Genomic DNA, 21,625 nt, shown 5'->3' on the forward strand with positions numbered 1-21,625 from the left:
CGTTCATCGTGCGCCGGAGGGAGGCAGGTTGAGCCCACCGGTGGACAGCTCCTTGCGCATCAGGTCCCGGTAGCTCCGGCTCTCATACTCAAGGAGGGCCAACGCCTCCTCCTCGCTCGTCTTCCCCGTCGCCACGTACACCTCGACAGCAGCCACCCGAGCCCTGAGCGATTGCTCCTCCAGAAACGCCACCACCTGGGAAGCACTCGCCCCGGGGTGGATCTCCAACCAGGTGGCCGCCAACTGATGGCCAAACTCAAGTGTCATGGCGTTGGTGATGACTGCGTGGTCTTGGGCTGCATTTCGACGAGACACAAGTCCCACCATGGCAACACGAGCACGGCCGCGCAGCTACTTGTCACAAGATGGCCTCTTGAACGTCATGTCGGCCTGAGGTAGGTCAGCTCTTCTATTTCCTCCTGGTGATAGAGCTCGCGGCCCTGCTCCCAGATGAACCTACGCCGCAGGGAGACGGGCCAGCCGGCAGTGTGGGTGACGAGGGTGTCGCGGACCTGCGAGGCGCCGATCAGGTTGATGAGCCGGGTGTAGCGGGTGGCCCGGTCGACCGGCGTCCCGATCGCGGATCCCTGCCTCTTACCGACAAGAGGATCACCTTCCCAGTACCCGACCAGCCCGCGGTCCTCCGCCTTCCCAGGGACGGGAGTAAACCGGTCGCATGTTCGGGATTGCGTTCTTGGTGGGCAGGCCCCGGCGCTCCCTCTTTCGCGGGACCCGCGTCAGACGGGGGCGTTTGTCGAGCAGTCCGTTGCGGGGGGGCGGCACAGGAGCGAGCGGTACCAGCGGTCGCCGACAGCCAGGCGGCGGGCGGTACAAAAAGTTGGAGAAAAGTCCCGCCACGAAATGTGATTCACATAATTCCCGTCGTATGACGGAGAGTTGAGCTCCCGCGAAGCGCCCTTCGCAGGTTCGTGCGTGTAGAGTTGGAGCCATCGAGGCCCGGAGATCCGGGTTTCGCGTGTGGTGCCGGGTGAACGGGCATGCCCCGTTCTGCCGTGCGGCATCGTGCACAGCAGGTGTGAGACCCATGCACAGCCGCACCGCCCAACCGGGCGCCAACCAAGCAAGGCGGTGCGGCCCAACCGTCCCTTCACAGGGACAGAAGGGCAATCCCTTATGAGAACTGCCAACGTCCATCATGCCTGGACCTGGCCTCCGCAAGCCAGGAAGACAATGGTGACGCTTGTCGTGATCATTGTCGTAGGCTCGGCCGCGGCTGCCATGACAGGACACGGACCGGCCGCCCTGGCCGCTGTCACCCTGGCCATGCTCGCCGTTGCTGCGGAGGAACTTCTGCGCGCGGCTCTGCGGTACTGGCTGCGCGCCGTTTGATCCACGACGACATACGAAGGACGGGTCGAGCTGTGCACAGAAGCCGTAGATCCATGACTCCGCAAAACGCTTGGGGCGACGCCCAAGACGAGCGGATTCCTTTGGGGCACCTGAGCAGCGTGACAGCCGGCCCGTCCGGGTCTCTGTTGGAACACCTACACGAGGGTCCGGAGGGAGTACCGGTCATCGCGCCGCCGGATATCACAGAACACTTCACCGTGGACGCCCGGCGGGTTCGCCGGGTGCCCTCAAGCCAGGCTGAACGACTTGCCCGATTCACACTGCGCGCGGGCGACCTTGTCGTCGTGCGGCAGGGAACACTCGGTCGGCTGGCCCTGATCAGGTCCGAACACACTGGCTGGTTCTACAGCTCTTCCTGCCTACGCGTACGGCCACATCATGATGTGGTGCTGCCTGCGTATCTGGCCGCGTACCTGACACACCCTCCTGTGCGTCGAGACCTGTTGAGTCAGGCGCTTCCCGGCACCGTTCCCTCTCTCAATTCGACGATGCTGAAACAGCTCCCAGTCGCCGTGGTCCCCCTGGAGCGCCAGCAAGCTGTCGTCGAAGCTCTCGCCGACATCGATGAGCAGGTCAGGATTCAGCGGGAGATGGCAGCACGTCTGGAGGCACTTCGCCCTTCTGTCTTCGATGAGATGACGAACAGGCGGTCTCACCAGTGAACGAGACCCGTGTCGGGCCACTGACTACCGAGGCGCTTGAGAGGCTCCTTACACAGGCCGCCGAAATGTTGCGTGGTGATCTGCGAGCCCCGGATTACGACGAGGTCATCGCGCCGCTACTCGTTCTCAAGAGAGCGTCAGACCAGCCCGGACTGCTATCAGTTCCAGATCTCGCCCGTTGGTCCCACGTCGTTGCACACCACCCCCGTGAACTGGGAGAGGTACTTAACAGAGCACTATGGGCACTGGAGGAGAGCAATCCCGGACAGCTGAAGGGGCTCTTCGACCGCGTCGACTTCAACAGGCGGATCCCCAGTCCATCCACGCTCCAACGGTTGATCTCCCACTTCGATCCGCTGCTACTCAGCGACGACCACCTCGAGTTCGCTGATGTACTCGGCCGTGCCTACGACGGCTTTCTCAGCTCCGTATCCTTGTCCGACAGACGAAGCGGCGAGTTCTACACCCCACGTGCCGTATGCAGCCTGCTTGCGGAACTTGTGCAACCACAGGCGGGGCAGTCTGTCTACGATCCGTGTGCGGGCTCGGCCGGCATGCTCCTCCAAGCGGCGCACTACGTGGAACAGCATGACGGGAGCGAAGCGGATCTCGCCCTGTACGGACAGGAAAAGAACAACGCAGCATGGTTCAACGGCACACTGAACCTATTCCTGCACGGAATCAAAGACACGTCCGTATCCGTCGGTGACTGCCTGGTCGACCCTCTCCTCGAAAATGGAAATGTTAGACAATTCGACCGCGCACTAGCGGCGCCACCGTTCTCGATGAAGTACGTCCGGCAAGAGGTCGGTTCCCCAGAGCGAATGAAGTATGGCTGGACACCAAGCGCGAATGCCGACCTGATGTTTGTCCAGCACGTACTCGCCGCTCTCCGTCCCGATGGCGTCGGAGCTGTGGTCGTTCCGCACGGAGTGCTCTTCCGGGGCGGCGCGGAGGCCGAGATCCGCCGAGGGATCATCGAGGACGGTCGCCTCGAAGCAGTCATCGGAATCGGGCCAAACGTCTTCCACAACACAGGCATTCCTGCCTGCATCCTGGTGTTGAGGGGGGCCCAGGGTCTACCCGGGAACCGGCGAGGCAGCGCTCTCTTCATCAACGCCGAGCACGAAGTAACCTCAGGCCGCGCAAAGAACCGGCTGGAGCCACAGCACGTAGAGAGAATCGTCGAGTCGTTCCAAGGTTGGGAAGACATCCCTGGCTTCGCGAGGGTCGTTTCAGTGGACGACATCTCGACCCATGACTTCAACCTCAACATCCGTCGTTACGTCGACACCAACCTATCTGAGGAACCCCTACTCGATGTCCGTGCTGCGCTGACAGGCGGCGTCCCGAAGGAAGAAATCGTCCCGGCAGGAGATAAGTTCGGCGCCTTCGGGATCGATCTCGACGACCTGTTCCAACCTAACGGGTCCCACTATGCGGACTTCCTCGAGGAGGGCTACGAGGCAACCGCGGCCCGCATCCCGGAATTGGCTGCTGATCTGGAACACGATTTCATCTTCTGCTCCAGAAACTGGTGGCGACAGCAGGAGCACCTATTCGCCGAGGTGGCCGGCACAAATCGGCTGTTCACCTCCGCTCTGCGATCTCAACTTCGCTCATCATTCTGTGCGGACCTGATGCCAATGGGAACCTTGGACGAGCATCAATTGACCGGTGTCCTCGCGTCGTGGTGGTCGGACCATGAGGACGACCTCAGAAGCCTCAACCAGCGCGGCTTTGCGGGTGTAATCGACCGATGGGAAACTACCCGCCCGATCTGGTTGGGGACCTCTCACGTCACCTTCGAGTCCGGGAACGCTTGCGTACTCGATGCCCTTGGGGATGACCTCTGCTCACGCATCAGGCAGCTCGTCGTCATGGAACGGCAGAGTCTGGTCGAGAAGTACCTCTCATGGGGCGACCGATATGCGACCTCATTGGCCGACCTTGAGCGACGCTACGAAACTGCAGCAGCTCGACTCAAAGCTCGCATGGCAGCCCTCGGCCATATGTGAGCGCACAGGGAGGTCATCGCCCCGCCTTGGTCTCAGTTCTGGTCTCATTCGTCACCGTCCAGCACTGTCCACCACCAGCCCAATGTCCGACTCCGCCGCAGGCCAGAACACCCCCGGGTGCTGCCGAACCCCCGGACGAACATTTGGAAAGCGTGTTGGGGGCAACCCCTCACGAGTTCGAATCTCGTATCCTCCGCAGTTGCCCTCATCGGGCAGTACGCAGAAGGCCCCCGCCCGTCGTGGTGGGGGCCTTCTGCGTGTGTGTCCCGACGGGCTCTGCAGAGCCGTCCTGCCTGGTTCCGGCCGCCTGTCAGTGCGCGCCGGCGTGGACCGGTGCGGGCCAGGCGTCGATCACGATCTGCTGCCGCTTCGGGCTCACCGCCGCCGCGCCCGCCGCGTAGTTCCGGTCGACCTGCGCCGCCTCGGCCGCGCTCGGCTCGGCGTTGGTGCACGACGTGCCGGGGCCGTGGCCGGACATCAGCTCCGCGCACGGCCCGCTGTAGTCGTCCGGCAGCCCGAGGATGTGCCCGGTTTCGTGCGCCGCGATCCGGGTCATGTCGTAGCCCTCGTCGACCGCCTCCTGGCCCAGTTGCACCTGGCCTCTGCTGCCGCCCGGGACGATCGGCCCGAGCGTCGTCTGGGGCCAGCCGCTGGTCGCCACGTAGACGAAGTTGGCCGAGCTGGGCGAACTCGCCGGCTGCAGGTGCACGTTGTGTGCCGCCGCGTTCCAGTTCTGCGCGCCTTGCGTGATCGCGCCCGCCCACTGTCCTGCCCGACTGGCGTCGTAGGTCAGAGTGACCACCGCTGCGGTCGCCTTCGGCGCCGGGTGCGCCGAAGCGGCACCGGCGGATGTCACGCCCAGCACGGCCGGGATCAGTGCCGCCACGGCCGCTGCTCGCTTGATCATGAGACTCGTTCCCCTCCCTGACGTCGGTTGCCTGCGAGCCACCAGGGCACCACGCCAGCAGTGAGCACCACAAGTACGCGTTGGGATAAGGGAGTTGGGACGATCATCTCGACGTTGATCCTTTCCGCTGCGTCATGGAAGTCACGGCAGCCCTGCGGAATGCGCCGCACCAGGGTGCGGGCGGTTCCGTGGAGCGCCGTGTGACGGACGATGGGTACTGACGGGTGCGGGCGGACGTGAGGGGCGGCGCAGTGACAGACAGCGAATCCATCCGGGCGGAGGCGGACCTCCGGTCGTCCGGTGCGGGGCCGGAGAGCGGCGCGGACGCCGTGGTGCGGCCCGGGGACGGGACGGCGCCCGGGGACGGGCCCCGGTCCGAGGAAGGCAGCCCGCGTCCTCCGCGGTCCCTGCGTCGACGGCTGGGCGGGACCGTGGTCCTCCTCGTTCTCACGCTGCTGTTCTTCCTGCCCTGGTGGACGCTGTTCGCGTCGGGCGTCGACTGGCCGTTCCCGGTCTTCCTCGCCGGTACGGTCGTCTTCGCCTCCGGGCTGGTCTCGTTCCCCTTCCTCATGGCCGCGGGCCACGGGCGGCGGCGGGCCGACCGGGCGGCCCGCATCGCGGACAGCACCCTCGGGGTGGTCTGGGTGCTGTTCACCTGGTCGGTGCTGGGCGACCTGGTGCACCTGGTGCTGATCGGGCTCGGCGTCGGCGGCGCCGGGCGGGCCAGGGGCATTGCCGTGGCCGTCACCGTGGTCTCTGCCGGGCTGCTGGCGTGGGGACACCACGAGGCCATGCGCGTGCCCCGGGTGAAGCGGCTGGACGTCCACGTCCCCCGGCTCGGCGGCGGTCTGGACGGAACCCGTGTCGTGGTGCTGGCCGACACCCACTTCGGGCCGATCGACCGGGCTCGCTGGTCGACGCGGGTTGCCGAGGCTGTCAACGCGCTCGACGCGGACGTCGTGGTCCACGCGGGCGACATCGCCGACGGCACCCCCGCCCAGCGCCGGGACCAGTCCGCGCCGCTCGGGACGATCCGGTCCCGGCTGTCGAAGGTCTACGTCACGGGGAACCACGAGTACTTCGGGGAGGCGCAGGGCTGGCTGGACCGCATGGCGGAACTGGGCTGGGAACCGCTGCACAACCGCCATGTCGTGGTGGAGCGCGGTGGTGACCATCTCGTCCTGGCCGGTGTGGACGACGTGACCGCGGAGTCCTCCGGCCTGGCCGGGCACCGTGCGAACCTGCTCGGCGCGCTGGCGGGGGCAGACCCGGAACGGCCGGTCCTGCTCGTCGCCCACCAGCCCAAGTACGTCGGACAGGCCGCTGCGGCCGGCATCGACCTGCAGGTCTCCGGCCACACCCACGGCGGCCAGATCTGGCCGTTCAACTTCCTCGTCCGGATCGATCAGCCGGTGGTGCACGGCCTGAGCCGGCACGGTGAGCGCACGCAGCTCTACACCAGCCGGGGCGCCGGATTCTGGGGGCCGCCCTTCCGGGTCTTCGCACCGAGCGAGATCACGCTGCTCACCCTGCGGCGGGGCGGTGAGCGGGGCGGTGAACCGGGCGGTGAGCCGGGCACGTCGCAGCGCACCTGAGACAGGGGCGCGGACGGCACGAACTCCACGGGCGGGCAAGGGATGTCGACAGCAGCCGGGCGCGGACCAGGTCACGGCGACGTGACCCGGCTGCCCGCCCGGCGCCGGGCAGCGCCACCCGTTGGTCCGTACGAACCGCTCAGGTCCCGGCCGCGGCGAACGGCAGGGACGCGTACCGCCGGACGTAGTTGCCGTCGGCGAAGGTGCCCGCCGCTGCGTCGACCTCGAAGTCCGGGAAGCGGGCCAGGAGTTCCTCCAGGGCCGTTCGGGACACCAGACGGGCCGCGGAGGCGCCCAGGCAGTGGTGCGGGCCGTGGGTGAAGGCGAGGTGCTGGGCGCCCTCGCGGGTGAGGTCCGGGTGGTGGGCGGTGGGGCCGAAGGCGCGTGGGTCGCGGTTGGCGGCGCCGTAGAGGAGGAGAACCTTCCGGCCGGCCGGGACGGTTCGGCCGTGGAGGGTGGTGTCTTCGGTGACGGTGCGGGTCAGGCACTGGACGGGGGAGGTCAGCCGGAGGAATTCCTCGATGGCGGAGGGGAGCAGGGCGGGGGCGTCCAGGAGGGCCCGGCGTGGGGCGGGGAGGGCGGTGAGGAGTTCGGCGGCGCCGCCGAGCAGGCCGGTGGTGGTGTCGTTGCCCCCGGCGACCATCGTGAAGGCGAAGCCGAGGATGCGCAGCAGGGTTCCGGCGTCCTCGGGTGGCATCAGGCCGACCAGGTCGGAGACGGTGTCGTCGGCGGGTTCGGAGCGGCGGCGTTCGATCAGCTCGGTGAAGTAGCCGAAGAGGCTGGTGACGGCTTCGGCGGCGGCGAGCGGATCGCCCAGCGCGTTGGCCTCGACGATGGCGTGGGTCCAGCCGTCGAAGTGGGCGCGGTCCTGTTCGGGGACGCCGAGATAGCGCCCGACGACATAGCTGGGCAGCGGTTTGAAGAGTTCGGCGATGATGTCGCAGTTGCCGCCGAGATCGGCGATGCGGTCCAGGCGGGCCCGGACGAAAGCACGGACGTGCGGCTCGATGGCGGCGACCCGGCGCGGGGTGTAGCCGCGGGTGATCAGCCGGCGGAAGGCGGTGTGCTCGGGCGGGTCCAGCATCACCATCGGGGCGGCGTCGGTGATGCCCAGGCGTTCGCGCTCGCCGTAGGTGATGGTCAGGCCGTCGGCGGAGGAGTAACGCTCGGTGTCGCGGGCGGCGGCGAGTACGTCCGCGTAGCGGGAGAGGACCCAGTAGTCGCCGTCGGTGACGTGGTGGAGGGGGTGTGCGTCGCGCAGCGTCGCGTACATCTCCCACGGCGAACGCCAACTCTCGCCGGCGCACGGGGCGAACGGGGCCTGCTGAGATGTGGTCATGCCGGGAGGGTGCGGGCGGCACCCGCAAGAGTCAATGACGCCTGCGGAGCCGCCTCCTGGACGGAGCTGCCAACCGGGACCGAGAGGTGCCTGGGCGAACGCGGCCGCCGCAGTGCAGGCCGAACGGTCAGCGGAGGTACGCGTACACCCTTGACGTTTCTGACGACATCGTTGACCTGTGATCGTCGCCGGCCGCATTGCTCTCCCGCGTTCGTGCTGAAGCGTTGCCCGGGCGCGACGCCCGCCCGAGGGACTTTGTCTTTCGCACGGCAGCCGTGGATCGCGGGAATCCGTCATCCTGGATCCGGGTGCCGGAACGGCTCCGGCCCTGCTACGGCGTCCCCTGGTCCGACGAGGTGCACCCCCATGAAGTCCCGTTCAACGCTGGCGACATGGCTCGACAGCCTCGGCAGTTCCCGCCTGGCGCGCGTGCTCGTAGCGCGCGAGGACGCCGCTTCCCCGCCCGCGCCGCGCTCGACGGGGGAGTTGGCGGACCGTCTTCAGCGCCCGGGATCGGTGGCGCTGGCCGTGCCGCGGCTCGCGTTGCCCCCTCTGCAGGTGGCCGAGGCGCTGGCGGCGCTGGGGGCACCCGCTTCCCGCGATGCCCTGGCGGCGCTGCTGGGAGCGACGGACGGCGAAGCCTCCCGCGAGCTGGACGCAGCGCTGGAGGTTCTGGCCGTTCACGCTCTGGTCTGGCCGGACGGCGCGGGGGCGCTCCACATGGCCGCACCGTTGCCGCAGGCATGGGACGCGCCCCTGGGGCTCGATGCTTCGCTGAAAAGGCTGTTGGCAGGCGCGACCTCCGACGAACTGCGCGGCCTGCTGGTGGCACTGGGCGTCAAACCACCTGGCACCAGGCAGCAGCGGCTGGTCGCTCTGGTGGAACATCACAGCGACCCGGAGCAGATCGCCGCAGTGGTCGCGAAGGCCCCTGCGGCGGCCCGGAAGCTGCTCGAACGCCGGGCGGAAGGCGCACGGAAGCAGCCGCGGTTCGTCATGTCCGGGGGTTCGGCACCGGAACCGGGCACGCAGTGGGCACTGGACCGGGGGCTCCTGATCCAGGACCGTCACCGCTACGGCCCCGCCCGTATGCCCGCCGAGGTGGCGCTCGCGCTGCGCGGGCCCGACTGGCACGCCCCGTTCGAACCCGTCCCGCCTTCCGTACGGCTGGGGCCTGTCACCCCGGCGGAGGTGGAGCACGAGGCGTCGGCCGCGGCCGGTGCGTTCCTGGCTCGTGCCGTTTCGGTCCTGTCGGCCTGTGCGGCGACCCCGCCGACCCGGCTGAAGTCCGGCGGGATCGGTACCCGCGAACTGTCCAGGATCGGCAAGGCGGCGCAGGCCGACGACGCTGTCGTACGCATCACCTTGGAGACCGCGTACGCCGCCGGGCTGCTGGCCCGGGACGGCGATTGCGTGGCGCCCGCCGACGCCTACGACGCCTGGGCGGAACAGGAACCCGGGGAGCAGTTCGCCGTGCTGCTCCAGGCATGGCGGAATCTGCCGCTGACCCCCACCCAGGCGCGCGACGAGGACAACAAGGCGCTCCCCGTCCTCGCGGGAGCACCGCCCTGCAACGGCTGCACGCAGGCCCGTCACGGGCTCCTGGGCGCAGCCGCACAGCTCCCGGCGGGACAAGGCCTGACGCTCGCCTCGGAGCTGGGACCACGGATCGCCTGGCACCGCCCGCTGGCCGACTCACTGCCCCAGGACGGAACGGCCTTCGCCTCTGTGATCCGTGAGGCCGAACTCCTCGGCGTGCTCGCTCGCGGCGCTCTGTCACCGCTCGGCGTGCGTCTACGGACCGACGACCCGCAGGAACTCAGCGCCCTGTGCCGGAGGCTGTTGCCCACGGCCACGGCGGAGGCCCGGATCGGCGCCGACCTCACCGCCGTCGTGACGGGCACACCGTCCGCGCGGCTCGCCGCACTCCTGGACTCCGTCGCCGACCGGGAGACCAGCGGCACGGCGTCCGTCTGGCGTTTCAGCGGCGGCAGCGTCCGCCGGGCCCTGGACGCCGGCCGTGTCCCCGGCGACATCACGGCCGACCTGACCGCTGTTGCCGCCGGGCCGCTGCCCCAGACCCTGGGTTACCTCATCACCGACACGGCGCGTGCCCACGGCCGCGTGCGCATCGCCCCCGCCGCCTGCGTCATCCACGGTGACGAGCCCGCGCTCCTGGCCGAACTCGCCGCCCACCGGGGGCTCGCCAAGCTCGGACTGCGGCAGCTGGCGCCGACGGTGCTCGTCAGCCGCAGCCCGATCGACACGACCCTCACCGCGCTCCGGGCCCAGGGATACGCCCCTGTCGCCGAGACGGCCGAGGGCACGGTACGCATCGACAGAGCCCGGCCTCGGCGGGCCACCACTCCCGTTCCGCCCCCGCGCGGCACCAGCGCGAGAGACGGCGGCCGAATCGCTGCCGCCCGCGCGAAGGCCCCCGCTTTCGATCCGAAGGCCTTGGCGACGCGGCTGCTGGCCGCGCCGACGGCTCCCGTACCCGCGCCGTCCGACGGAGATGTTCCCTTCGCCACGGACACCGAGGAGACCGTCGCCGGGTGGGCGAAGAACCTGCCGTACAGCGACATCCGGCAGCTCGCACATGCCGTCGATGCCGGTCAGGCCGTCACCGTCGAGTACGTCGCCACCTCGGGCAACCGGACGGTGCGCGCCCTCAGCCACCTCGTGCTCGACCCGCCCTACCTCGAAGCCTGGTGCCATCTGCGGGGCGCCGAACGCGTCTTCACGCTGTCCCGTATCCACGGCGTCATGCCCGGATGAGCAACCAGCAGGCGTTCCCCCTCGGCTCGGAAGTGGCTGGAGGGCCCCGCGTTCGACAGCCACGGCCTTGCCGCGCGGCTCGCCGTCGCCGCCGGTCGTGCTCTAGGCTGACGACCCATGTGCAATGAGTGACGAGCGCTGTCGAAGTGCCAACGCGTACACAGCAGTGAGCGAGCCTACGGGGGCTGTAGTGCAGACCGTGTTCGTCGACCGTGTCGGGCCCATGGAAGAACTCCGCTCCATGGGGCTGGCCCTCGCCGATGGCCGTGGCAGTGCACTCCTTTTCGAAGGGGTCTCCGGAATGGGGAAGACCTCGCTGCTCGGCGAGTTCGACCGCCGCGCCTCGGCCGCGCAGTCGGGAGTGCGGGCGTGCAGGGTCGTCACCTCGCACTGCTCTCCCGGGATCGGTCCGGGCCTGCTCTACGGTCCCGTCATCGACATCCTCATGAAACTGGACGCCCGGTCGGAACAGCCGAGCCGACTGAGGAGTTTCCTGCGCGGAGCCGGACGGGGCGCGAAGCGTTCCCTGCCGGACGTGCTCTCCGCGCTCGTGCCCGGACTCGGTGCGGTACTGACGATCGGGAGCGAGGCCACCAAGGCGGCTCTCAGTTCAGGCTCCATGCCGTTCGATTCGCTCCTGCCGTTCCAGCAAGGAGTAGCGGCACAGATCGTCGAGGCTCTGCTGAACCTGGCGAGGTCCGGGCCTCCCACGATCTTGGTGATCGACGACGTCCAGAACATCGACCCCAGCAGTCTGCTCGTCCTGGACCAGCTGGTGCACGTGATTCCGGGGGCACCACTCGCCCTGGTACTCGGCCACACCGTCGGCGAAGTCCCGGACGGCGCCTCGGACAGCGTTTCCGAGCTGCTCCGGCGTTGGGAGAGCGAGACGCTGGTCCGCTCTCATTCACTGACCGGGTTGCCGGGCGACGCGGTGGCCGAACTCGTCCGCCACCGATACCCGGCGGCACCGCCGGACCTGTCCGCGAACCTGAGCCGGCTCACCGCCGGGCACCCGGTCTTCGTACAACTGTGTCTGGACGAGTGGCAGCCTGAGCACGGCGATCGGATTCTCCTGCCGGAGAGCCTGTCGCGGGTCGTGGAAGACCGGACTCGCCGCCTTCCACTGGACGACCAGAGGCTCTTGGTCACGGCCGCCACACAGGGGGCCGTGTTCCTCTCGCGTACGGTCGCCACAGCGCTCGAAGTGCCCCATGACGAGGTCGTGGACCGTCTGCACCGCCTCTCCGGTCCGGAGCAGCTGATCGTCCCGGCCGATACTCCCGAGTGGGCTCACCACGACCGGTCGGACTGCTACCGGTTCCAGCACCGGGCCCTGTCGGATGTCCTCTACCGACAGCAGAGTGAGCAGCAGCGCCGCTCCCGGCACGCGCGCATCGCGCGGGCCCTCACGCAGGAATACGGGCCCGCACAGGCTTCGCTGGGGCGGCGCCTGGAAATCGCGCGCCATCTCGAAGAAGGCGGCAACGAGTGCCTGGCCGAATCGGCCGCCGCACACTACGCGCTGGCCCGCTCCGCCGCGATCGACGGGCTGTCCTTCACCGAAGCGGAACGGCATTGTGAGAAGGCCATCCATGCCGCGCGCGCTCTGGCCGAGGAAGAACCGGGGCGCGACCGGCAACTGGTGGAAGCAATCGAGCTGTTGCTCTCCCTCACCGAGGTCCGGTGGCGCGGCCAGTCCGAGTCCGGTGGCGGCTCGTACATCGACGCACTGGCCACCGAGGCCGAGCACGCAGCGTCCCGGTGTGCCGCCCCCGAGCTGGTAGCCCGTACTACCCTGCTGCGCGGCAAGACCCTCATGGCCACCCAAGGGCTGGTTCCCGGACTCGACAAGCTCCATGACGCCGTCCTGATCGCCGAGGAGCAGGGCGACCCGGTCGCCCTCTTCGTGGCCAAAGTCGAATACGGCCGTCAGGCGTCCAAACGCACACTCGCCGACGGCTTGGCGCAGTTGCAGGAGGCCGAGGAGCTCTACGCGTCCGAGCCCCGGCTCGGCGGGGGAAACGACCCAGTGCTCCAGCATGCGCGCAACCTCAACGAGATGCAGTTGGGCATCACCCTGTTCGACGACGGACAGATCGGCCAGGCGCTGACCCGCCTGATCCGCTGTACCGACCGGCTCCGCACAGAGCCGCTCAACGCCGAATTGCCCATTGCGCTCAACTATTTGGCGCAGATGCGCGTGGGACTGGGCCAGTTCGACGAGGCGGAGGCAGTGCTGGCCGAGGCCCGCCGGATCGAGTCGGAGCGCGGCGGCGACAGCGGGTGGCACGCCTACAACACCGCTCTCCTCGCGCACCTCCTCGCACGCGATCCGCACCGCCGCGGCGAGGTCCTGACGCTGATCGAGGAAGCGTGGCTGGAGACCGAGCGAACGTGGCTGATCAACCTCGTTCCGATCGTGCGCAACCTCTACGCCCAGGTGATGCTGAACACGGCGGACGGAAACCCCCAGGCACTGGAAGCCGCATACCGGCTCGCGACGGACACGATCGTGGAGACCCGGAGTACGGGCATGGTCCGCAGCGAAATCGCCGCACTCTGTCTTTCCGGGCAAGTCCGGCTTCGGCAGAACGACTTGAACGCGGCCGTGGAACGCGCACGCGAGTCCGTCCACCTTCTGCGGCAGACCGGCGACATGCCGGCTCTCTGCAGCGAAGAGGTTCTCTTCCACGCGGCACGTGCGCTGCACATCGCCGGAGCCGGGACCGAAGCTCAGGACCTGCTCCGGCAGGCCCGCGCCAAGGTGACGCGAAAGGCCGACAGCATCGATGACGTGGTACTGCGCCGTGGCTTCCTCGATGCCGTCCCACTCAACCGGACCATCATGCTCGGCGACCTGGAGGACGATTAACCCGTCATGCCCTACGAGAACGGAACGCCGCTCGCAGACCTGAACCCGGGTATGGCTGGGATCCTGACCATTACCAAGGAGTTCCACTTCTCAGCCAGCCATGTCCTGGACAAGCTGCCCTCTTGGCACAAGTGCGCGCGTCTGCACGGCCACAACTACGTGGTCGTCATGGAACTCTCCGCCCGCTCCGCCGACCTGACCGAGGTCGGCTTCGTGCGCGACTACGGCGACCTCGACGCATTCAAGACGTGGCTCGACGCCACTCTGGACCACCGTCATCTCAACGACGCCATGGACATCTCCCCGTCGGCGGAGCACCTCGCGCTCTGGGTGTACAGCCAGTGGGTGGAGAAGTACCCGGAGCTCGTCGCGGTCTGGATCTCGGAGACACCGAAGACCTGGGCGATCTACCGGGAGCGGGATTCCGTCACCCCGGACACCCGCCCGGGGCCGCCGGGCTGACCTGCCCCCTGCCTGTCCCGTGCCGTCGGCCGTGACCGGCCTGGCCGACGGCACGGGACGGGCGCGGCCTACGAACCGTCGCCCTGCGAAGGGCCGAAGAATTCGATCTCGGCGATCGCCACCTGCTTCTTCGGCCCGGCGTTGTAAGCGGTCTCCAGGATGAACCGCACCGAGGTGACGTTGTGGAACCGGAAGCTCCGCGACTGGAAACCGGCGCTCTGGTCGAGGATGAGTTCCTTCGTGGTGACCTTTCCGCTGTCCTCGGTGATGCGGGCCTGGACGCGGTGCGGGAGCGCCGACTTGGAGAGGGTGTCGGCGTGCGTGGACTCGCCCGCGGTGATGCCGATGTTGAGGAGCGTGACCGGGTCGCGGAAGTGGGCCTCCAGCCACTCCCCGCCCCCGGACTCGTTGATGCCGGGTCCCCACCAGGTGTTGCTGACCTTGTCGAAGGCCAGGCCGGGGCCGTGGTGGGGGTACGAGTGGGACGCCGAGGACGAGTCCGGTGCGACCGAGGCCCGCTTGGCGAAGTGGTCACGTGCCGCGCTGATGCCGTCGCCGACGTGGAACAGGCCCGTCACCGCCAGGGCGGCTACCGCGGCCCACACGACCCACCGCAGGATGCGGCCCAGCCGCCAGCCCAGTCGCGGGCGGTCACCGGCCCACGGCTCCTCGCGGTTGCGGTAGTCGAGCATCCGCCGCCACCACGGGCGCCGCGCCTCGTTCCCCGGCCGCGTGGCCATGGACATGGCGCACCGGCTGCAGAAGTGGCGCTCCGGCGAGTTGGCGGTGGAGCACCAGGGGCACGCGACACCGCCCTGGATGTCCTGCTCGCCCAGACTGCGGACCTCGGGACGTGCGGGGGCGGGCCGTCCCGGCAGGACGGGGGCCACGGTCGGCGGCCGGTCCGGCTGCGCCCGCGGGTCGGCGACCGGTACGAGCAGGGCTCGGGCCCGTTCGGCGTCGCTGGCCGCGTCCGGCTCCGGCGGCCGGGCCCCGGACCAGTCGCCGGCCTGATCCGGCCCCGGCTGCGCGGGCACGGTGCCGGGCGCGGATCCCGACGCGGGCACCGGCGGGGTCTCCAGCGTGTCGTCCTCCTCCCGGCCGGTGTCCCACGTACCGGAGGCACCGGGGGCGGCGGGAGCACCAGGGGCGGCGGCCTGCGCAGACTGACCGAACGGTGACTGACCGGACGGCGACTGTCCGAACGGCTCCTGGCCGTACGGCGCTTGGCCGTGCGGTGCCTGCCAGGACGGTGACTGACCGGACGGTGCCGGCGCGGCCGGTGCGGGCGCGGACGGTGCGGGCGCGGACGGTGTAGGCGCGCCCTGTCCGGAGGGTGCCGGCGCGGACGTGCCCGCGCTCCACCCCAGCACCGCGTTGCAGCTCTCGCAGAACGTGTGTTCCGAGCCCTGCCGCGTGCCGCACTGGTCGCAGACCTGGGTCCGCTCTTCTCCCCTGGGATCGCCGGGTGGCTGGCTGGCGGTCATGAGTGAGAGGTCCTTTCCGTGGCGGTCACCTGGACCGTGTAGGGCATGTGCGCGGGGCGGGCGGCTGCCACCAGGTTGTCCAGCCGGTACACGTCCGCGTCCGTCGGGGCGGACAGGCGGACAGCGACGTGCAGACGGGGGCGGCTCTCCCCGGGGAACGGGCCGCGGGGCCGCGCGCTCCAGGCGGCTCCGCCGCTCTCGGTGATCTCGGGTTCGACACCGAAGGCGAGCCACACCGCTTCGGCGAGGCCGGCGCGGGTGCCGCGGATGCGGTGCAGGCGGGCCGCGGCGGCGACCGCGGCACGCAGCCGGGCCTCCCCCTGCGGGTCGTCGTCCTGGATGCCGTCGGTCTCGGCGCCGACCCACCAGCCCAGCCAGCGGGTGAAGTCCGTCGGAGCCAGGGACGGGGTGAAGTACGCGTCCAGGCAGTCGAGAACGTTGAGGATGGGCGCGAGCACCTCGTCGAGCCCGCCGACGAAACGCTGGATCATGTCGTCGTCGGCGAAGACGGCGGGCAGCATCGTCCCGATCGGGACGGAGGATTCCAGACCGTCGATGGAACCTCTCATGATGTACCGCCGATCACCCGGACACGGTGGTCGAAGGAGAAGACCAGGGACGGGGCGTCGAGGTCGATGCGCTCGGTCCGGTCCCCGCGTTTGCCGGTCAGCGGGTCGGCCGGGTGCAGCAGCACCTCGTCCACCAGCTCCACCCCGGGCACCCGCTGGAGCACCGCGAAGATCTCGCCCGACTGGACGGGGCGGCCGAAGGGCCAGCCCTTTCCGTCGGCGCCGCCGGTGAGCGGGTCGATGTGGCGGTAGAGCGCCTCGTTCGCATCGTGCCGGACGCGTTCCGCGTCGGCGTCGCGGAACGCGTGCAGCGTCGCGACGACGGTGACGCCCTGGTAGTAGGGCGGGCCCACGGCCAGCCGGGTGCCGATCAGCCGCCGCTCGTCGAGGTAGCCGGTGATCCGCCGCAACAGGGCGTCGGCGGGGACGAGTTGCTCGAAGCGCAGCCGCCCGCCCGGGTCGGGGACGGCGCGGGGGACGACGAGGACGCGTACGGCGTAGGCACCGTGCTCCCCCTCCTCGCCCTCCAGGCAGGTGATGCGGGCGGTCTCGGGGGCGGCGTGCCGGGCGAGTTCCTCGTAGTCGCGCAAGGTGACGGCGCGGTCCTGGGCGCGCAGGGTGAGCGGCGCGCGGGCCTTGGCCTCCGCCACCGTCTCGCCGTCCACTCCGCCGTGGGCGGCCTCGCGGTTGATCACCTCGGCGACGTAGGGAACGGAGTCGCGCAGCGTGCGGATGGTGCCACGGGCCACGTTCCCGGTGCGGCCACCGCCGGTGCGGTAGCGGCCGGCCCGGATGATGGCTCCCTTGGGCGGTACGGCGCCGAACTGGCGCAGCTGGCCGTCCCGTTCCCGCACGGAGGGGCCGAAGGCGATCTCACCGGTGGCCGCGTCGAGGGTGATGTGCAGGTCCTCCGGGCCGGAGGCGGCGAAGTGCTGGACGACCTCCCAGTCCTGCCAGCCGTCGTACTCGGCCACTTGGAGGTGCAGCGGGGGCACGTCGCCCACCACGGGGGCGTTGGCGAGCCGCAGCCGCTGGCCGGGCAGCCCGTTGGACTCCCCCAGCGCCTCGTCGCGCACCGTCTCGGCGTGTACGGCCGGGACGGTGCCGCCCATGGTGAACGCCTCGACCGACCGCACGGTGGGCGAGGTGGTGTAGAACGGCTGGCCCGGCTCGGCGGCGGTGACCCGGCAGCGCAGCCAGCCCGCCTCGTGCCGCCCGGTGCGGGAGAGTATGTGCCCGCCCGTCACGTGGAGCACGACGTCGCCGGGGCGGTTCAGACCACCGGTGCCGTCCTCCTCGACCTCGCACTCCACCCAGCCGTCGGCGGTCCACGCCTCCCAGACCAGCGGGGGCTGCCGGGGGTCCACGCCCACGCCGTCGACGCTGCTGTCGAGCCGCAGCGCCACCGCGCAGTGCGGGACGGCGGCGGTGAGTCCGATCAGCATGCAGTCGCCGACCGCGGGTGCCTCCGCGAAGCACAGCACGTCCCTGGCCTCGCCGAGGTCCGTACTCCGGTCGGTCACGGCCTGCCCGCTGTTCTGCACCGCGAGGTGCCCCAACGCGGAGGGAATCACGGTCAGTTCGCGTTCGGTGCTGAAGACGACGGCTTCCTCGCTGTCCGCGCGCACGGTGGCGGTCTCCGTGCCGAGCGGGATCAGTACGGGGTCCTCCTGCGGGGCCGACAGCCAGAACGTGACGTCGGTGCGCGCCGCGGACGGCGGGAAGAGGGTGACTCCGACGAGGTCGAGGAAGGCCAGGTGGTTCTTCTCGGGGACGCGGTTGAGCCGGTAGACGATCTGATCGGCCATGTGGGCAACCGTCTCGACCAGGGTGACACCGGGGTCGGACACGTTGTGGTCGGTCCATTCCGGGGCGCGCTGCTGGATGTAGCGCTTGGCGTCGTCGACGAACTGCTGAAAGCGCCGGTCGTCGAGGTTCGGGGAGGGCAGTGCCATCAGCGGTCGCTTTCGGTGGCCGGCGCGCCGTCGCCGGAGGACGGCTCGGGATCGTCGTGGGAGGGAATGACGTAGAACGGGAAGACCAGACTGCGCGGGTTGTTGGTACCCCGGATCGCGTAGCGCACATCGATGAAGAGCACACCCGGCGCGTCGCCCACGGTCACCGACACCTCGTGCACCTCGATGCGCGGCTCCCACCGGTCCAGGCTGGTGTGCACCTCGTGCTGGATCCTGCCCACGGTGGACTCGTTGATGGGAGCGAAGACCATGTCGTGGACGGCGCAGCCGAATTCCGGGCGCATGGGGCGCTCGCCCGGGGCGGTGGCCAGCACCAGGTGCATGGCCTCCTCGACCTCCCGCTCCCCACTGACCAGAGCGATTCCGCCGGTCGGGCCGATGCGCAGCGGGAAGGACCAACCGGAGCCGACGAATTGTTCAGGCATCAGACCACGGGCATTCTGTTGGCGGTGATGGCGGGGCCGAGCAACGAGACCGCGGCGCCGGTCACTGTCACAGTGGCCCCCTCGATGGAGGCTGCGAGGGCGGCCGTGATGTTCAGCGCCGCCTTCGCGTCGATCACCATCGCTGTCGAGTTGATGGCCATGGCCATCCCCGCGTCGATACTCATCGCTGCGCCGGCCCTCAGGCTCATCGCTCCACCGGCGCCCACGCTCAGCGATCCGCCGGCGTCCAGGCTCAGCGATCCGCCCGCCTTGAGGCTCAGGTCCGCCCCGGCCTCGACGGACACCGAGCGGCTTCCCTTGATGCTGACGCTGCCCTTGCTGTCCACGGTGATCTCGGTCTTCGTACGGTCCAGATTGATGACGAGCCGGTTGTTCCCGGTGCTCAGCCGCACCCCGCGTTTACGCAGGCCGGTCTGCTGGCTGAGCAGGTCGATGCGGTTGAACTCCCGGTCGGCCAGGGTGTGCCGGCTCGCCTTTCCGCTGAGCTTGTCGTGCAGCGGCACATCGCCCGGCCGGGGCCGGTCCTTGCCGTTGTAGAGCCCGCCGATGACGAACGGGTGGTCCAGAGCGCCCCGGTCGAACGCCACCAGCACCTCGTCGTTGACGTCCAACGGGATGATACTGCCGCCGCTCACCCCGCCGAGCTGCACGGTACGGGTCCAGTCGCTGACATAAGTGGGGTTCAGCCAGGGGAACTTCAGCTTCACCCGGCCCAGCCGCTGCGGGTCCTTCACGTCCGTGACCACCCCGTTGGCCACGCTCGGCATGCGCGTCGCCGTCTTCGCACCGCCGGAGGCCAGCCCGTACAGGGAACGCCACTGCCTTCCGCTGACGGTCACCTGGGTCCGGTAGGGCCGGCCGTTCTCGAAGCTGTGGCGGACCCCGGTCACCGTGTACTTGCCCTCGAAGGGCTCACCGACGTCTTCGAGCAGGACCGGGACGTCGGGGCGGATCTTGGGGTTGCCGCGTACGGTGACCTCCAGTTCGGCGAAGGACGACGTCACGTCGTCGGCCAGGGATTCCGCCGCCCGCTTGACCTGTGGCTGCTGGTCGTACGGGGTACTCGTCTCGACGAGACGGGTGGCCTTGAACTTCTTCGCCATCTCGCCGGGTCGGGCGCCGATGTCGATGGCCGGGTTGGTGAGCGCGTCCACCTTGGACGTGAGAGCACGCTTGGCTCCGACGTCCCAGCCGCGCACCTCCACCTGCGGCACCTGGTCGGTGGAGGTGACAGCGGCACGGCAGCGCAGCACATCACGGCCGCCCTGGAGCACCAACTGGCTCTTCTCGCCGTCGGTGCCCTCCGGGGGCGCGCCGGACGCCCGCTCGCGGCTGACGAACTGGAACTTCCCGTCGGAGTCGAGATACATCACCTTCTCGTTCTCGTCGGCGAGACGGGCGATGAAGTCCCAGTCGGTGATGTTGTCCTGGGTGATGAAGTCGTAGGCGGGCCTGGTGGGTTCGATCCTGCCCACCTTGATCGAACTCTGTTCCACCAGCTTCCGCACGATCGCGGCGGCCGTCATCTTGGTGTAGCCGACCACCCGGCGCTGGCGCAGCAGGCGGTGCCCGAAGTCGTAGCCGCGTACGACGGTGAAGGTGCCGGCCCCGTCGTAGTCCGCTTCAAGGCCGGTGACCTCACCGGTGAGCAGCGGGTCCTGTGCTCCCTTGCCGTCGGCCACCGGGGCCAGCACGATCTTGGTGCCGATCTTGATATTCGCCAGGTCGAGCACCTCCCGCCGTGCCTTGTCGCGGAAGGTCAGCTGGAAGGCGCCGGGCACCCCCGCCCCGAGGTCGACCCAGGCGGCGACGAGTTTGTCGGCGACCCCGTCGGCCATCTTGGTGGGCGGCAGGGCGGCGCCGCCCACCTTGACGTCGATGAGACTGGAGAAGGCGAACTGGGTCATGGGGCGGTGACCTCCTCGACCGCGGGCAGGATGAGTTCGGTACCGGGCGCGAGCCGTTCCGGGTTGTCGATCCCGTTGGTCTCGGCGATCGCCCGCCAGACGGTGGCGTCCCCGTACTCCCGCCAGGCGAGCGACTGCAGCGAGTCACCCGCGACCAGCCGGTGCACACGGCGCGCGGTCAGCGCACCGGAGGTGGGGTTCTGCCCCAGGGTCTTGCTCGGGATCTCGCGCAGCCGGAGCTGGCAGGTGGCCCGGATCGGCATCCCCGAGGTCCCGAAGAGCGTGTACGAAGCCTCCACCGACTCGACGTAGGCGGTGAACCTGGCCGTCTTGAACGAACCCCACTGGAACACCACCCAGGGGGTGGAGGGCTGCTTCGCCGCGAGGCTCATGGACGTCACCTCGCAGCAGCTGAACAGCGACTCGACCATCTTCATCACGTCGTTGCTGTCCGGGTCGTCCGACCGGTCCAGGAAGACCGCCACGGAGAGCTCGCGCGGCTCGGGCCCCATGAACTCCGGCAGCACGCCGTCGCGCACCGCCGCCGTCGGGGTGGACTGCCACTGGGTGCGGCGGCTCAGCGAGAGCTGGGAGGGGTTGAACTCGAAGCCGAACGCCTTTATCAGCGGGCCCGGGGTGGTGCTGTGCCCCAGCGGCGGTTCGTGGATCAGCAGGGTGGCGTGGACCAGGCTCCCGATGACCGAGGCGAGCTTGTTGCCCGCCTTGTGCATCACGCCGTCCATCTTCTCTTCCGCGCGGGACATCGCTACTCGGCCTCCACATCGGTAAAGCCGTGGTGGGCGATCTCCAGGACCTCCACGGCGACAGCGGGGTTGGCCGGGTCGAGCGTCGGCCCCTGCCAGCGGACCGGGACCACGTCCAGCAGTCCCCAGCGGGCGACGAGCGAGCCGTCGGCACGGAGCGCGGCGATCTCGGCGGTGGGCCGGGAGATCCCTGTGGTGACGGACGATATCCAGGCGGCCACGGCCGTCGTCTCGGCCGTGAGGGGGCGGGTCAGCCGGATCGTGGAGAAGGTGACGCGGGTGGGCAGGTTCCAGACGAATCCGTTGTTGCCCCCCTCCTGGTAGTGCTCCATCTCGACCTCGGAGGAGAGCCCTTCACAGCCGTTGAAGGACCCCAGGTCCTCGCCGTCGATGGTCAGGGTGAAGAAGAGCGAGGATCCCGGATCGAGATCGCTGGTCATCGAAGTCGGCCTTTCTTGTGCGGTCTGGG

The 21,625-nt window shown here is 69.3% G+C and carries 17 protein-coding genes; 7 read left to right on the forward strand and 10 right to left on the reverse strand.

From position 1 onward, the window contains the following. Positions 1–3: 3 nt before the first annotated feature. Positions 4–267: a hypothetical protein gene (locus NBY69_RS35435; protein ID WP_250306334.1), complete on the reverse strand. Its 264-nt coding sequence runs from the start codon at positions 265–267 to the stop codon at positions 4–6. A gap of 939 nt (positions 268–1,206) precedes the next feature. Here NBY69_RS35435 and NBY69_RS35440 point away from each other — a divergent pair. The 3 genes from NBY69_RS35440 to NBY69_RS35450 are packed head-to-tail and all read left to right on the forward strand — an operon-like array spanning position 1,207 to position 4,051. Then, positions 1,207–1,350: a hypothetical protein gene (locus tag NBY69_RS35440; protein ID WP_250306335.1), complete on the forward strand. Its 144-nt coding sequence runs from the start codon at positions 1,207–1,209 to the stop codon at positions 1,348–1,350. 53 nt (positions 1,351–1,403) lie between these two features. Beyond that, positions 1,404–2,033, forward strand: a complete 630-nt coding sequence (locus NBY69_RS35445) for a restriction endonuclease subunit S (protein ID WP_250306337.1) — start codon at positions 1,404–1,406, stop codon at positions 2,031–2,033. Beyond that, on the forward strand, positions 2,030–4,051 hold the full coding sequence (locus NBY69_RS35450) for a type I restriction-modification system subunit M (RefSeq protein ID WP_250306339.1): 2,022 nt from the start codon (positions 2,030–2,032) through the stop codon (positions 4,049–4,051). Before NBY69_RS35445 ends, NBY69_RS35450 begins: the two co-directional genes overlap by 4 nt. Positions 4,052–4,361: 310 nt before the next feature. Here the strand turns inward: NBY69_RS35450 and NBY69_RS35455 are convergent, their stop codons facing one another. Further along, entirely contained in the window at positions 4,362–4,958 is a 597-nt protein-coding gene (locus NBY69_RS35455; protein ID WP_250306340.1) for a snapalysin family zinc-dependent metalloprotease, read from the reverse strand. A 332-nt stretch (positions 4,959–5,290) separates the two neighbouring features. Between NBY69_RS35455 and NBY69_RS35460 the strand changes: the two genes are divergently transcribed. Beyond that, positions 5,291–6,553 carry a metallophosphoesterase gene (locus NBY69_RS35460; RefSeq protein WP_374211377.1) on the forward strand — a complete coding sequence of 421 codons (1,263 nt, stop codon included), beginning with the start codon at positions 5,291–5,293 and terminating at the stop codon, positions 6,551–6,553. A gap of 139 nt (positions 6,554–6,692) precedes the next feature. On the opposite strand, the gene NBY69_RS35465 is transcribed toward NBY69_RS35460, so the two are convergent. Then, complete coding sequence (locus NBY69_RS35465) at positions 6,693–7,892, reverse strand: cytochrome P450 (protein WP_250306341.1); 1,200 nt, start codon at positions 7,890–7,892, stop codon at positions 6,693–6,695. A 366-nt stretch (positions 7,893–8,258) separates the two neighbouring features. On the opposite strand from NBY69_RS35465, the gene NBY69_RS35470 reads away from it, so the two are divergent. The 3 genes from NBY69_RS35470 (at position 8,259) to NBY69_RS35480 (ending at position 14,007) form a co-directional block, all read left to right on the forward strand. After that, positions 8,259–10,670, forward strand: a complete 2,412-nt coding sequence (locus NBY69_RS35470) for a helicase-associated domain-containing protein (RefSeq protein ID WP_250306342.1) — start codon at positions 8,259–8,261, stop codon at positions 10,668–10,670. Positions 10,671–10,869: 199 nt separating this feature from the next. Beyond that, positions 10,870–13,545 (forward strand): AAA family ATPase, encoded by a 2,676-nt coding sequence (locus NBY69_RS35475; RefSeq protein WP_250306343.1) that lies wholly within the window; start codon positions 10,870–10,872, stop codon positions 13,543–13,545. Between the two features lie 60 nt (positions 13,546–13,605). Then, positions 13,606–14,007 (forward strand): 6-carboxytetrahydropterin synthase, encoded by a 402-nt coding sequence (locus NBY69_RS35480; RefSeq protein ID WP_250306376.1) that lies wholly within the window; start codon positions 13,606–13,608, stop codon positions 14,005–14,007. Positions 14,008–14,075: 68 nt separating this feature from the next. On the opposite strand, the gene NBY69_RS35485 is transcribed toward NBY69_RS35480, so the two are convergent. From NBY69_RS35485 to NBY69_RS35515, 7 genes are read right to left on the reverse strand one after another with little or no spacing between them, the layout of a single operon-like run. Continuing rightward, complete coding sequence (locus NBY69_RS35485; RefSeq protein ID WP_250306344.1) at positions 14,076–15,494, reverse strand: NADase-type glycan-binding domain-containing protein; 1,419 nt, start codon at positions 15,492–15,494, stop codon at positions 14,076–14,078. Next, complete coding sequence (locus NBY69_RS35490; protein ID WP_250306345.1) at positions 15,491–16,063, reverse strand: phage tail protein; 573 nt, start codon at positions 16,061–16,063, stop codon at positions 15,491–15,493. The genes NBY69_RS35485 and NBY69_RS35490 overlap by 4 nt, the downstream gene beginning before the upstream one ends. After that, positions 16,060–18,018, reverse strand: a complete 1,959-nt coding sequence (locus NBY69_RS35495; RefSeq protein ID WP_250306347.1) for a putative baseplate assembly protein — start codon at positions 18,016–18,018, stop codon at positions 16,060–16,062. The genes NBY69_RS35490 and NBY69_RS35495 overlap by 4 nt, the downstream gene beginning before the upstream one ends. Next, positions 18,018–18,464, reverse strand: coding sequence for a GPW/gp25 family protein (locus NBY69_RS35500; RefSeq protein ID WP_250306349.1), 447 nt, complete (start codon positions 18,462–18,464; stop codon positions 18,018–18,020). The genes NBY69_RS35495 and NBY69_RS35500 overlap by 1 nt, the downstream gene beginning before the upstream one ends. After that, positions 18,464–20,392: a VgrG-related protein gene (locus tag NBY69_RS35505; RefSeq protein ID WP_250306350.1), complete on the reverse strand. Its 1,929-nt coding sequence runs from the start codon at positions 20,390–20,392 to the stop codon at positions 18,464–18,466. The genes NBY69_RS35500 and NBY69_RS35505 overlap by 1 nt, the downstream gene beginning before the upstream one ends. Beyond that, positions 20,389–21,123: a LysM peptidoglycan-binding domain-containing protein gene (locus tag NBY69_RS35510; RefSeq protein ID WP_250306378.1), complete on the reverse strand. Its 735-nt coding sequence runs from the start codon at positions 21,121–21,123 to the stop codon at positions 20,389–20,391. The genes NBY69_RS35505 and NBY69_RS35510 overlap by 4 nt, the downstream gene beginning before the upstream one ends. A gap of 35 nt (positions 21,124–21,158) precedes the next feature. Further along, the gene (locus NBY69_RS35515; RefSeq protein ID WP_250306353.1) at positions 21,159–21,596 is read right to left on the reverse strand and encodes a phage tail protein; all 438 of its coding nucleotides are present in this window, start codon (positions 21,594–21,596) and stop codon (positions 21,159–21,161) included. Positions 21,597–21,625 lie beyond the last annotated feature (29 nt).

This window comes from Streptomyces sp. A 4/2 (genome assembly GCF_940670765.1).
In the GTDB taxonomy this organism is placed as follows: domain Bacteria; phylum Actinomycetota; class Actinomycetes; order Streptomycetales; family Streptomycetaceae; genus Streptomyces.